12 protein-coding genes are annotated in these 13,324 nt (G+C 59.6%); 5 read left to right on the plus strand and 7 right to left on the minus strand.

Going from position 1 to position 13,324, the window contains the following annotated elements; all coding sequences use genetic code 11:
- The 4 genes from lpxK to JWQ61_RS19905 all read right to left on the minus strand — a co-directional run.
- Positions 1 to 949 (minus strand): tetraacyldisaccharide 4'-kinase (gene lpxK / locus JWQ61_RS19890; protein WP_304362033.1); only part of this gene is annotated, 949 nt, incomplete at its 3' end.
- Positions 936 to 1,367, minus strand: a complete 432-nt coding sequence (locus tag JWQ61_RS19895) for a biopolymer transporter ExbD (protein ID WP_014005205.1) — start codon at positions 1,365 to 1,367, stop codon at positions 936 to 938. The genes lpxK and JWQ61_RS19895, both read right to left, overlap by 14 nt.
- On the minus strand, positions 1,364 to 1,969 hold the full coding sequence (locus JWQ61_RS19900) for a MotA/TolQ/ExbB proton channel family protein (RefSeq protein WP_041743065.1): 606 nt from the start codon (positions 1,967 to 1,969) through the stop codon (positions 1,364 to 1,366). The genes JWQ61_RS19895 and JWQ61_RS19900 overlap by 4 nt, the downstream gene beginning before the upstream one ends.
- Before the next feature lie 272 nt (positions 1,970 to 2,241).
- Positions 2,242 to 3,162 (minus strand): LysR family transcriptional regulator, encoded by a 921-nt coding sequence (locus JWQ61_RS19905; protein WP_304362034.1) that lies wholly within the window; start codon positions 3,160 to 3,162, stop codon positions 2,242 to 2,244.
- 136 nt (positions 3,163 to 3,298) lie between these two features.
- Between JWQ61_RS19905 and JWQ61_RS19910 the strand changes: the two genes are divergently transcribed.
- From JWQ61_RS19910 to sodB, 3 genes are all read left to right on the plus strand, one after another.
- The gene (locus tag JWQ61_RS19910; protein ID WP_304362035.1) at positions 3,299 to 4,246 is read left to right on the plus strand and encodes an alpha/beta hydrolase; all 948 of its coding nucleotides are present in this window, start codon (positions 3,299 to 3,301) and stop codon (positions 4,244 to 4,246) included.
- A gap of 527 nt (positions 4,247 to 4,773) precedes the next feature.
- Positions 4,774 to 6,135, plus strand: a complete 1,362-nt coding sequence (gene xseA / locus JWQ61_RS19915; RefSeq protein ID WP_304362036.1) for an exodeoxyribonuclease VII large subunit — start codon at positions 4,774 to 4,776, stop codon at positions 6,133 to 6,135.
- A 180-nt stretch (positions 6,136 to 6,315) separates the two neighbouring features.
- Positions 6,316 to 6,894, plus strand: coding sequence for a superoxide dismutase [Fe] (gene sodB / locus JWQ61_RS19920; protein ID WP_304362037.1), 579 nt, complete (start codon positions 6,316 to 6,318; stop codon positions 6,892 to 6,894).
- 100 nt (positions 6,895 to 6,994) lie between these two features.
- On the opposite strand, the gene JWQ61_RS19925 is transcribed toward sodB, so the two are convergent.
- Positions 6,995 to 7,618 carry a TetR/AcrR family transcriptional regulator gene (locus JWQ61_RS19925; protein WP_304362038.1) on the minus strand — a complete coding sequence of 208 codons (624 nt, stop codon included), beginning with the start codon at positions 7,616 to 7,618 and terminating at the stop codon, positions 6,995 to 6,997.
- A 189-nt stretch (positions 7,619 to 7,807) separates the two neighbouring features.
- On the opposite strand from JWQ61_RS19925, the gene JWQ61_RS19930 reads away from it, so the two are divergent.
- Entirely contained in the window at positions 7,808 to 9,013 is a 1,206-nt protein-coding gene (locus JWQ61_RS19930; protein WP_304362039.1) for an acetyl-CoA C-acetyltransferase, read from the plus strand.
- Between the two features lie 76 nt (positions 9,014 to 9,089).
- Positions 9,090 to 11,222 carry a 3-hydroxyacyl-CoA dehydrogenase NAD-binding domain-containing protein gene (locus tag JWQ61_RS19935; RefSeq protein WP_304362040.1) on the plus strand — a complete coding sequence of 711 codons (2,133 nt, stop codon included), beginning with the start codon at positions 9,090 to 9,092 and terminating at the stop codon, positions 11,220 to 11,222.
- 45 nt (positions 11,223 to 11,267) lie between these two features.
- On the opposite strand, the gene JWQ61_RS19940 is transcribed toward JWQ61_RS19935, so the two are convergent.
- Entirely contained in the window at positions 11,268 to 11,585 is a 318-nt protein-coding gene (locus JWQ61_RS19940; RefSeq protein WP_304362041.1) for an SCP2 sterol-binding domain-containing protein, read from the minus strand.
- 40 nt (positions 11,586 to 11,625) lie between these two features.
- Entirely contained in the window at positions 11,626 to 13,278 is a 1,653-nt protein-coding gene (locus JWQ61_RS19945) for an AMP-binding protein (RefSeq protein ID WP_304362042.1), read from the minus strand.
- Positions 13,279 to 13,324: the final 46 nt, after the last annotated feature.

Raw genomic sequence — 13,324 nt, forward strand, 5'->3', positions numbered from 1 at the left:
CGTTCCTGATGGTTTCTATTTGCCGACATTTTACTGCATCCTTTTCAGTTATCAGGATGATCTCGGCCTGGAGCGCGGCAAACGGGTTGTCGGAAAAGTCATGATGGTCAGGCAAGGCCAGCGCCTCGAAGCGCAACCCGGCCGCCGTCAGCATCGAAAAAAACCGCTGCGGATTGCCGATGCCGGCGGCCGCGGCAAGCCGCAGGGCCGGATCTTGCAAGCTGGCCAGCGCCCTCGTCTGGCTCGGATCGGCCAACTGTTCGGCCTGCTCACCCACCAGCTGCATGCGGATCGCCGAGGCCGGCATGGAAGCCGGTATGGTTGCCGCATTCACCACGGTAAAGTCGCGGCGGCGGCTTGCCGGTTCACGCAGCGGCCCGGCCGGCAGCAGCCAGCCGTTGCCGGCGCCGCGCGCGTCGAACAGCACGATTTCGATGTCGCGCTGCAAACGGTAGTGCTGCAGACCGTCGTCCGACAGGATCAGGTTGACCTCGGGGTGCGCCTGCAGCAGCGCTTCGGCGGCGGCCACCCGGTTGCGGCCCACCATTACCGGGCATTGCGCGCGGGCGGCGATCAGCAAAGGCTCGTCGCCTACTGCGGCCGCCAGCGATGTCGCAGTTACCTGTTGCACGTCAGGCTGGCCGTCGCCGGATTGCGCGGCATAACCGCGCGAGATCACGCCCGGCACATAACCGGCCTGGCGCAGCGCCTGCACCAGCCAGATCGTCAGCGGCGTCTTGCCGGTGCCGCCGACAAAGATGTTGCCGACCACGATCACCGGCACCGGCAAGCGCGTGCTGGCCTGCCAGCCGACAGCGTACAAACGGCGGCGCAACGTCGCCACCAACCCGAACAACAGCGACAGCGGCCACAACAGGCATGCCAGCAAACCGCGCCGCTGCCAGGCAGCGCTCAGGACCGATTCCAGCGAAGGCTTATTTGTGGCCACTAGTCTGGGCAGCAAACGTGATCTTGTCGAAACCGGCCAGGCGCGCCGCTTCCAGCACGTTGATCACGGTCTGGTGGGTCGCCATGGCGTCGGCGTTGATGATCACTACGGGGTCGCCCTTGGCGCCGTCGGCCTGCACCGCATTCTTGAGGTCGAGCGCCAGCGATGCCGCATCCTTGGACGATACCTGGACATTGTTGACCGCGTACTGCCCTTGCGGACTGACAGCGACGTTGATCTCCTGCGGCTGCACCATCGCCTTGTCGGCGTCGGCCGTCGGCAAGGTGATTTGCAGCGCAGTGAATTTGCTGTAGCTGGTGGTGACCATCAGGAAAATGACGATCACCAGCAAGACGTCGATAAACGGAATCAGGTTGATTTCAGGGTCGTCGCGACCCTTGCCTTTACGGAAGTTCATTTGCGTGCGCCGTGAACGGTATCGACAAATTTTACAGCCTGCTGCTCCATGTCAACCACGAAGCCATCCACCAAGGCGCGGAAATGGCGGTAGAAAATCAGCGCCGGCATGGCGATCGCCAAGCCGAAACCGGTGTTGTACAAGGCCACCGAAATGCCATGGCCCAGCTGCGCCGGATCGGCGCCGGCGCCATTGGTCGCGCCAAAGATTTCAATCATGCCGACCACGGTGCCGAACAAGCCCATCAATGGCGCTAGCGAGGCAATCGTGCCGAGCGTGGTCAGGAAACGTTCCAGTTCATGCGCGGTAGCCTGGCCGGCTTCCTCGATCGATTCTTTCATCAGCTCGCGCGGCGCATCGACATTGCGCAGGCCGGCAGCCAGCACCCGGCCCAGCGGCGAGTTGGTTTCCAGGTTGGTCAGGACTTCCTTATTGACCTTGCCGTTGTGATAAACCCGTATCACTTCCTGCAGCAGCTGCGGCGGCAAGATGCGCGGCCGGCGCAGGTAAACCAGACGTTCGATAATCAATGCGGTGGCAATGATGGAGGCAATCAGCAACAGCCAGATCGGCCAGCCCGCAGCTTGAATAATGGCAAACAAAAGAAACTCCTTGGTGAAATCGCATTCAATATCGGCAAATGCGGATGAGGGGTTCATCAGCATGGATGCAGAATGTAACTTGTTGAAGGCTTGTGAGCAAGGGCGACAAGCGTTGCGGGACGGAAATTTTTACGGTTAATTTGATAGCGGTTAAGCGACGCTGCAAGTTCCGCACATTTTATGTGAACAAGATTGTGGACAAGTGCCGGACTCGGTCGCGAAGTCCATGATTTCAAAGGACTTTTTTGTACTGCATCAAAAACGTGCAGATTTTATCTGTCAGCTTTGGCAAAACGGCCGGCCTCGGCAAGAAAATGTTGCACGGCCGGCAGCGCGTCCGCCTGCCGGCACACCAAAGTTAACGGCGCGCTGAATCCGCCGCCGCTTTCAAGCAGGCGGCAATACACCACCTGGTCGGTGTGGAAGCCATTCATCGATGCCGGCACAACGGAAATACCGACGCCGGAAGCAACCAGGCAGATATTGGTCAGCATGCGGTCGACTTCGACCGCGATCTTGGGCGAGAATCCGGCGCGCACGCAGGCATCGATAAAACTGGAATACATGCCGGTAGCGCCCGGGTTGCGGACCAGGATGAACTGTTCGTCGCGCAATGACTTTAGGGAAATCGCCGGCATGTCTTTTTTCGGCCGTTTTTGCAAAAGCGCATGTCCGACAGGCAGGACCAGCAGCATTTCCTCGTCAAGCAAACGGTGGAACGCCAGCCCGGGTGGACGGCTGACCGGCATGCGCAGGAAGCCGAGGTCAAGTTTTCCCGAGGCGACCGCGCTCGTCAGTTCCGCCGCATTGCCTTCGCTGAATTTGACAGCGACGCCGGGTTTTGCCGCGCGGTGCGCCCGCAGGATCTCCGGAATCAAGGGATGCGCTGCCGCCGAACTGGTGAATCCAACGGAAATCATGCCTTCGATTCCATTGGCGGCGCGTGCCGCCCGCTGCACGCCCTGGGTGACATTGGCCAGGATCGACTTCGCCTCGTGCAAGAACACCTCGCCGCCGATGCTGAGGTCGACTCCTTTCGGGTGCCGGTGGAACAGTGTAAATCCCAACTCGTTCTCCAGCATGCGGATCTGCTGGCTGAGCGGGGGTTGCTGCATGTTCAGCCGTTTGGCCGCGCGTGTGAAATTCCCCTCCTCGGCAACAACCACAAAATAACGCAAATGCCTCAGTTCCATGACTCAGTTCCATGATCCTATCAATGCAATACATATAAAGTATAGAGATGCCTTCTTTATTATATTTTACATTGGCTACGCGCACTCCTATTATCAGTTGCGTGACCACATCGGCAATTTCAACGGGACTTTAAGCATGGACAATATAAAACGGCGGACCTTGTTAGGCGCGGGATTCCTGGGAGCATCGGCGCTGATCGCCCCGCGCGTGCTTTACGCGGCATCCTCGTCCATGGAACGACAGGAGATTCCTCTTTGGTCCAGGCCGCCTGGAGGAAACGGCCCCGACGGACCGGAACAGACCAATGCGAAGGGCTCTGTCACCAACGTCTCCCGCCCGCGCCTGGTGGTCTATCGTCCCGAGCGGCCTGACGGCAGCGCTGTATTGGTGATTGCCGGCGGCGGCTATGGGCATATCGAGCGGGGAAGCGAAAGCATCCCGGCAGCCCAGTGGCTGCAATCGCTTGGCGTCACCGTATTCGAACTGGTCTATCGTTTGCCCGGCGAAGGCTGGTCGAACATCGCGCCGTTCCAGGACGGCCAGCGCGCCATGCGCCTGATCCGTGCATTGGCGCCGAAGTATGAACTGGCGGCCAACCGCATCGGCATCCTCGGCTTTTCCGCCGGCGGCCATCTGGCGGGAACCACGGCGGCGGAACCGGATGCCCGGCGCTACCAGGCCATCGACGCGGCCGACCAGTTTTCCGCGCGTCCCGATTTCGCCGGATTGATCTACCCCGTGCTTACCTTCATGCCGCCCTACGACAACACGCGCTCGCGCCGTGAAATTATCGGCAAGCATCCGGACCTTGCGGCCAGCGAAGAATTCTCGGTGGAACGGCATGTCACCAGCGGCATGCCGCCAACCTTCCTGGCGCAAGCCGCAGACGATCCGATTTCGCCGATCCAGAACAGCCTGCTGATGTTCAATGCGCTCAAGGCTGCGCAAATCCCGGCGGAAATGCATGTGTTCCAGGATGGCGGACATGGCTGGGGACTGGGAAAACCGGGCAGCCAGCCGCATGCCTGGCCGGGCTTGTTCGAATCCTGGACAGCGCACAACGGCTGGACAAAAACAGCCTGATACCGCACCCGATACTGTCAGTCCGAAGTTCCACACATATTATGTGAACAAGATTGTGGACAAGTGTTTAACTCGAAGCATAAGTCAATGATTCGAAAGGGTTTTTTAGCGCTGCATGAAAAACGTGCAGCGCTCTCCTCTCCCGCGCCGGCAAAGTTCTCCACAGATTTTGGGGATAACTATGTGCACAAGCGCACTGGATTCACGAGAAGTCCTTGATTGGAAACATCTTTTCACTACTGTTGGCGGCAAGTGCAAATGCGCCTCAAACAGCGGTTTACAGATAGCGATGACGTTTTCCACGGATCTTTCTTAGCCGTTTCGCCATGGCCCCGCCCGCGGATATCCACAAGCCCCGGCTGATCCGCAGTTACCCACAGAATTTGTGGATAAGCTTGTGCGCAAGCGCACTGCAATCTGGGCAAGCCTTTGATTTGTTTCGCTTTTCCATTGATGATCAGCGACCGTGCTTTACAATGGCAAGCTCCAGCAAATCACGCGCCAATAAAGAACCCCGGAAAGCCCGTATGAATTTCTCCAGCGACACCGACCTCCGTTCCAGCGGACCGCCAGTACTGACGGTTTCCGCCTTGAATCAAGCCGTGGCGCGTTTGCTGGAACGCAGCTTCCCGCTGGCCTGGGTGGCGGGCGAGATATCGAATTTCAAAAGCTATGCCTCCGGCCACTGGTACTTCACCTTGAAAGACGATGCGGCGCAAGTGCGCGGCGTGATGTTCAAGGGCCGCGCCCAGCATGCCGGCTTTACCCCGCGCGACGGCGACAAGGTGGAAGTGCGGGCGCTGGTGACGCTGTACGCCGCACGCGGCGACTACCAGCTCAACGTCGAAGCGATCCGGCGCGCCGGCGTCGGCAACCTGTATGAAGCGTTCTTGCGCCTGAAAGAAAAACTCAATGCGGAAGGCTTGTTCGATCCGGCCCGCAAACGGCCGCTGCCGCCATTCGCCCGCACCATCGGCATCGTCACCAGCCTGCAGGCGGCGGCGCTGCGCGATATCCTGAGCGCCCTGGCGCGCCGCGCGCCGCATGTGCGCGTGATCCTTTATCCGACCCCGGTCCAAGGCGACGGCGCAGCAGAGAAAATCGCACGCGCCATCAATACCGCTGCCGCGCGCGCCGAATGCGAGCTGCTGCTGGTGTGCCGCGGCGGCGGCAGCATCGAAGATTTATGGTCGTTCAATGACGAAGCGGTAGCGCGCGCCATCGTCGCCGCGCCGATGCCGGTGATTTCCGGCGTCGGCCACGAAACCGATTTCACGATTGCCGATTTCGCCGCCGACCTGCGCGCCGCGACCCCGACCGCCGCCGCCGAACTGGCGACAGTGCCGCGCGCCGAATGGCTGGCGACGCTGGAAACGCACGCCGACGACCTGACCCGCGCCCTGCGCCGCCAGTTGGCCGAAACCGGCCAGACCCTGGACTGGCTGAGCCGGCGCCTGAGCAGTCCGGCCACCACCATCGCCCACGAACGCGTCAAGCTGCAAAGCCTGCAAGCCAGGCTGCTGCACGCCACCCGCATTCCGTTGACGCAATCGCGTCACGCATTGCTGAACCTGCGCACCCGCTGGGCCGCACAGATACCCAGCACGATTGCGCCGCGCATTGCGCTGCTGGAACAGAGCCGGCGCCTCAACGGCGCGCTGGCCGCGCAAAACCGCGATCGCCGCCAGGCATTGGCAGCGCTCAATGCGCAGCTGGAGCTGCTGAATCCGCAATGCACGCTGGAACGCGGCTACGCCATCGTCTCGGACGCCAAGGGCCATGTGATCCGGACGCCGCAGGCGCTGCAGCCGCGCCACGTGATCACCGTGCAACTGGCCGAAGGCAGCGCCCAGGTCGGCATAGACAGCGTGCAGGCGACGCTGGATTGAACGAATGTTTTTTTGTGATGCAAGTCACATAGCGGATGGAATAAAAGCGCAAGCATGCTGCATGGAATAGCTAAGCGCTTTACAATAGCTCTCTCCAGAATCTGTTCACGGCACTAGATGACTAGATGTATAGGCAACAGCTTCTTTGTAATTCCAATAAAACTATAGAAAGGACGCACCATGGCACACACACTCCCGCCTCTCCCGTACGATCTGGACGCACTGGCTCCGCACATCTCCAAGGAAACCCTGGAATTCCACTATGGTAAGCATCACCAGACCTATGTGACCAACCTGAACAACCTGGTTCCGGGCACAGAATTCGAAAACTCCACTCTGGAAGAGATCGTCAAGAAATCGTCCGGCGGCATTTTCAACAATGCAGCGCAGATCTGGAACCACACGTTCTACTGGCACAGCCTGTCGCCACAAGGTGGCGGCGCACCAACCGGCGCATTGGCAGATGCGATCAATGCAAAATGGGGTTCGTTCGACAAGTTCAAGGAAGAACTGACCAAGACTGCAGTCGGCACGTTCGGCTCCGGCTGGGCATGGCTGGTCAAAAATGCTGACGGTTCGCTCGGCCTGGTGTCGACTTCCAATGCAGCCACTCCGCTGACCACCGACGCCAAGCCGCTGATTACTGTCGACGTCTGGGAACATGCTTACTACATCGACTACCGCAATGCCCGTCCAAAATACCTGGAAGCATTCTGGGCATTGGCGAACTGGGAATTTGCTTCGAAGAATTTCGCATAAGCAAATTCGTAAATATCGATAAACATTAAAACTTTATCGACATCGCAAAAATAGCGCCCGCTTACGCCGGCGCTATTTTTTTATCTGCAAGCCAAATCGCCTAAGTTTGCTCGGGCTTCGCGATCGCCCGCCACAACATCCTGAACAGCGCATTCGCCTGCAACGCCAGCGCTTCTTTTTCGCCGCGCATGGTGTGCATGTGCACCAGCCTTTCCAGGATGCCGATGAAATAATCCAGCAGGATTTTTTCATCCACTTCATCGGTCAGCACGCCTTGCGCCCTGCCGTCGGTCAGCGTCTTCATCAACACTTCCATCATTTCGGGCTGGCGGAAAGTACGGTCGCGTCCCCATGCGCTGATCTGCAGCGAACTCATGATGAGCTGGCTGACCTTGGGGTTGCGGTCGAAAAAATCCAGCACCACCCAGAACACCTTGCGCAACTTGTCCTGGCAGCTCTCGATGCCTTGCAAGTGATCGAGCATGCGCGACGCCAGCGTGCCCAGCCAGGTTTCCAGGCAGGCAAACAACAATGCTTCCTTGCTGCCGTAGTATTTATAGATGGTTTGCAGGGAGACGCTGGCGGCGCTGGCGATTTCGCCGTAGGCGACGCTATGGAATTCGCGTTCCGAAAACAAGTCCAGCACGGTGTTTTCTATCCTCTGCCTGATCAAGGGCTTGAGCAAGGCGCGATCCAATATGATTTTCTGTTTTTCCGAAGCCATGGATTTTGTTATGGTTTTGCCATATGTGTAATTAATATTACTATTGAATCGACAGTCAATTTCCGCCCAGGTTTAGAGTGGATTACCAATTGACGCTGGCCGCTGCTTTAACTACAGTGGGCATTCAGGATGAATCAGCAGCAAGCTAAGTGTAATTTTAATTACTAGAACATACAAGCCGGAGACGCTATGACTGAAGCCTATATTTTCGATTCCGTACGGACCCCGCGCGGCAAGGGCAAGAAGGACGGCAGCCTGCACCAGGTCACGCCGGTCAACCTGCTGGCCCAGCTGCTGCAAGCGCTGGAACAGCGCAACCGCCTCGATACTTCGCAGGTCGACGACGTCGTGCTCGGCTGCGTGACGCCGGTCGGCGAGCAAGGCGCCGATATCGCCCGCACCGCGGTGCTGTATGCCGGCTGGGACCAGTCGGTGGCGGGCGTGACGCAATCGCGCTTTTGCGCCTCGGGCCTGGAATCGGTCAACCTGGCGGCGATGAAAATCATGTCCGGCCAGGAGCAGCTGGTGGTGGCCGGCGGCGTCGAAAGCATGTCGCGCTGGGCCATGGGTTCGGACGGCGGCGCCTGGTTCATGGATCCACGGGTCAACCAGGTTACGGGCTTTGCGCCGCAAGGCATAGGCGCCGACCTGATTGCGACGCTGGAAAATTTCTCGCGCAGCGATGTCGACAACTTTGCGCTGCAATCGCAGCAGAAAGCTGCACGCGCCCGGGCCGAAGGCCGTTTCAGCAAATCGCTGGTCGCGGTCAAGGACCTGAATGGCATGGTGGTGCTGGACCATGACGAATACATCCGTGCGCAAACCACTATTGAAAACCTGGCGGCGCTAAACCCTGCCTTCGAACAGATCGGCCAGATGGGTTTCGACGCCACCGCGCTGCGCAAGTACACCACCATCGAAAAGATCAACCATGTGCACCACGCCGGCAATTCTTCCGGCATCGTCGACGGCGCTGCGCTGGTGCTGGTCGGCAGCAAGGAGATGGGCCAGAAACTGGGACTGAAGCCACGCGCCCGGATTGTCGCCACTGCCGTCACCGGCTCGGAGCCGACCATCATGCTGACCGGTATCGCCCCTGCTGCGCGCAAAGCGCTGGCCAAGGCCAAGATGTCGGCCAAGGATATCGACCTGTTTGAAATCAATGAAGCGTTTGCCGCAGTCGTGATGCGCGCCATCCGCGACCTGGAGATTGACCCGGAGCGGGTCAACGTCAACGGCGGTTCCATCGCCATGGGCCACCCGCTGGGCGCAACCGGCGCCATGATCCTCGGCACCGCGCTCGACGAGCTGGAGCGCAGCGGCAAGAAGACTGCCCTGATCTCGCTGTGCGTAGGCGGCGGCATGGGCATCGCCACCATCATTGAACTAGTTTAACTATTGCGGGACAGAGTTTAAGAGCCACCGTAGCGTGGCGAATTACTCTGTCCTCAACATTTCAGAGAGTTAGATCATGAGCGTAAATTTTCAGAAAGACAGCGACAATATCGTGACCTTGACCCTGGACATGCCGGGGCGTTCGATGAATGTATTGAACGAAGCGCTGACCGCGCCTTTCATGGAGGCGATCGCCGCCATCGAAGCCGACCCGGCCGTCGCCGGCGTCATCATCACCTCGGGCAAGGCGGATTTCGTGGCCGGCGCCGATATCGAAAAACTGTTCCAGATCACCGAAGCACAAACGGCCTTCGAACTGGTGCAGCAATTCAAAGGTTTCCTGCGCCGCCTCGAACTATGCGGCCGGCCGGTGGTGGCCGCGCTGAACGGCACCGCGCTGGGCGGCGGACTGGAGCTGGCGCTGGCCTGTCATCACCGCATCGCCATCAACAATCCGAAAGCCAAGTTCGGCCTGCCGGAAGTCAAGCTCGGCCTGCTGCCGGGCGGCGGCGGCACGCAACGCCTGCCGCGCATGATCGGCATCCAGGGCGCGCTGCAGCTGATGTTGGAAGGCAAGGAGCTGCGCGCCGAAGAAGCGCTGCAGCAAGGCATCATCCAGGAACTGGCGAGCGACAGGGAAGACTTGCTGGCCAAAGCCAAAGCCTGGTGCCTGGCCAATCCCAAGGCCAGGCAGCCGTGGGACGACAAGAAATTCCGCTGGCCCGGCGGCGACTCGCGCAGCCCGGGCAACGGCCAGCTGTGGGCGATCGCGCCATCCATGGCAAGCGCCAAGACCCATGGCAATTATCCGGCGGCGACCAACATCATGAGCTGCGTATTCGAAGGCGGCATCGTCGATTTCGATACCGGCTGCGAAATCGAATCGCGCTACTTCGTCAACTGCGCCTTGTCGCCGGTCGCCAAGAACATGATCGGCACCTTGTGGTTCCAGCTGAACGCCATCAACAAGGGCAAGTCGCGCCCGGAAGGCATCGCGCCATCCAAGGTCAGCAAGGTAGGTATATTAGGCGCCGGCATGATGGGCGCCGGCATCGCCTATGCCTCGGCCAAGGCGGGCATACAAGTGGTGTTGCTGGACAACAGCCTGGAAACCGCCGAAAACGGCAAGGACTATTCCAGCAAGCTGCTCGACAAGGCGGTCAAGCGCAAGCAGCAAACCGCGGAAGGCAAGCAAGCCCTGCTGGACCGCATCAGCCCGACCGTGGATTTCGGCGACCTGGCAAGCTGCGACCTGATTATCGAGGCAGTGTTTGAAGACCGCGAGATCAAGGCAACAGTGACCCGCAAAACCGAAGCGCTGATCAGCGCCGACGCGGTGTTTGCCTCGAACACCTCTACCCTGCCGATCACCGGCCTGGCGCAAGCCAGCGTGCGGCCGGAAAATTTCATCGGCCTGCATTTCTTCTCGCCGGTGGACAAGATGCCGCTGGTCGAAATCATCGTCGGCCGGCAGACCAGCCAGCAAACGCTGGCGCGCGGTTTCGACTATGTGCAGCAGATCAAGAAAACACCGATCGTGGTCCACGATTCACGCGGCTTCTACACTTCGCGCGTATTCGGCACCTATGTGATGGAAGGCTTGAAATTACTGATGGAAGGCCAGCATCCGCGCGCCATAGAGATGGCCGGCTTGCAGGCCGGCATGCCGGTGGGACCGCTGGCGGTGCACGATGAAGTCAGCCTGTCCTTGTCGCTGCATATCCTGCAACAGACGCGCAAGGATTTCGCCGAAGCCGGCAAGCCTTTCGCCGGCCATCCGGCCGATGCCGGGCTGGAGAAAATGGTGGCCCAGCTGGACCGCAAAGGAAAAAAAGCCGGCAAGGGATTTTATGATTATCCCGAAAACGAAAGCAAGCACCTGTGGCCCGGCCTGCAGCAGGCCTTCCCGCTCGCAGCCACGCAGCTGCCGCAAAAGGACCTGATCGAACGTTTGATGTTTGTGCAAGCCAACGAAGCTGCCAAATGTTATGAGGAACAGGTGGTGCTGACCGTCGCCGACGCAAATATCGGCAGCATTTTCGGCTGGGGCTTTGCGCCATTCCAGGGCGGCGCCCTGCAATACATCAATGCCTACGGCGTCGCCGATTTTGTCCGGCGCGCGAACCAGCTGTCAGAGCAGTTCGGCGGTTATTTCGCGCCGGCCGCGATACTGGTTAAAATGGCGGAACAAGGCAAACACTTCGAATGACAAGCTGCGGCTCTTCCTCGGCAACGACGAAGAGCCGCAGCCTGTTCAACCGATCTTGCTGGCGTCGAACAGGGAAGGAATGCGCTGGGCCAGCATCAGGTCGCCCTTCAGTTTCAGCTTGCCGCTCATGAACGCCATGGCGCCGTTGAGTTCGCCTTTCAGCATGGCCTTCAAGTCTTCGTCCGCCATGGTCAGCGCCACATCCGGCGCATCGACCACGCCTTCATGCGCAGTGCATGTGCCATGATCGATCAGCAAATACATCGGTTTCGAAATATCGAACTGGATGCTGCTTTTCATGTCCGCCGCCGCTACGGTGTTCAGGCCCGACGGCATGAGCTTGATGATGTCGTTGACTGTCATTGCTGTTCCTCTGGTTGTTTAAAATCCGTACTATCGCTTGTCATTCCCATCCGACCGCGTTGCGTATCTGCAGTTCCTTCTCCATCAGCGCGGCGTAACGTTTTTCCACTTCGCCGCGCTTGACTTTCATGGTCGGCGTCATCAGCCCGTTGTCTATGCTCCAGGCGTCTTTCAGCACCACGCATTTGGCGATCTTTTCATGCGGCTCCAGCGTAGCATTGACCAGCGCCATGTCGGCGATCAGCTGCTGCTCTACTTCTGCGCGCGGCTTGCTGCGCGCAGCGGCGGTCAGGGTCACCGCCATTATCGGCTGGTTCATGCCGCTGCCGATGAACAACAGGTTCTCCAGGTCGGTATTGCGCGCCAGCGAACATTCGATAGGCGCCGGCGCCACATATTTTCCCTTGGCGGTTTTAAAGATGTCTTTGACGCGGCCGGTAATATACAGGTAACCGTCCTGGTCCACCCTGCCTTTATCGCCGGTGCGCAGGTAGCCATCCGCGGTGAAGGCGGCACTGGTGCTCTCGGGGTCTTTGTAGTATCCCATCATCAGTCCCGGATGCTTGAACAGGATTTCGCCTTCATCCGACAATCTGAATCCCGCGTTCGGCGGCGGCTTGCCGACCGAACCGCTGCGGTTATTGCCCGGCAGGCAAGCGCTGGAATAGACCGAAGCTTCGGTAGGCGCATAACCTTGCAGCACTTCCAGTCCCAGGTTGCGGCGGTACCAGTCCAGCAACGCCACCGGTATGGGTGCCGCGCCGGACAGGCAGATGCGGGTATTCTGCAAGCCGACCGCGGTGCGGATCTTGCGCCGGATAATGTTCCGCAACAGGGGAATCGCCATCAGCCGGTCCAGCTTCCGCTGCGGCATCTTGTGCAGGATGGCGTTCTGTATCCGGCTGTAAACCAGCGGCACGCCGAAGAAACGGGTCGGCGCCACCTGCGCCAGCTGCTCGCCCATCTTGTCGACGTTTTCCAGGAAATGCACTTCGCCGCCGTTGTAGCAGCTGGGGATGGCGATCGCAAAGCGCTCGAATGCGTGCGCCAGCGGCATGTATGAAAAATAGCGTTCCTGGGTGGGCGACGGCGCCAGGTCCATGATGCTGTACACCGCGAACAATACGTTGCCGTAGCTGAGCATCACCCCCTTCGGATTGCCGGTGGTGCCGGAAGTGTAGATCAGGGTCATCAGCGCCTCCTGCGGCGGCGCCTGGTAGTGTTCCAGCGGTTGGTTGGCAGCGACCAGCTCATCCCATTTGAACTGGCCCGCCGGCGTTTCCTGGTAGGGAAACGAGATGGTGCGGACCGACCCAGGAATCGCACCCATGAAATCGCCGGCGTCCGGCATGGGGCCGAGGAACACTGCCTTGGCCTCGCTATGCTCGAAGATATAACGTGTGGTGGCTGCCGCCTGTTTCGGGTACATGCCGACGCTGACATGGCCAGCCATGGCAATCGCCAGGTCGGCCATGATCCAGTGCGCGGTGTTGCGGCCGGAGATGCAGATGCGGCTGCCGGGCTCCCAGTCCATCGCCTTCAGCGCTGCCGCCATGCGCCTGACCTGGTCGCTGCCCTGGCCTCTGGTGATGGCTCGCCACTGGCCGTCGACCGGTTGGAACAGCCAAGGCATGTCTGGCTTCTGCGACGCCCACTGCAACAGCATTTGCACCGGATTCTTTTGCACGTCCATATTGTCTCCTCGCCCATCGATCTGGATAACCGCTTGCCGATATTTT

Origin of the sequence: Collimonas fungivorans, assembly GCF_028292705.1 — a bacterium.
Lineage (GTDB): Bacteria > Pseudomonadota > Gammaproteobacteria > Burkholderiales > Burkholderiaceae_D > Collimonas > Collimonas fungivorans_B.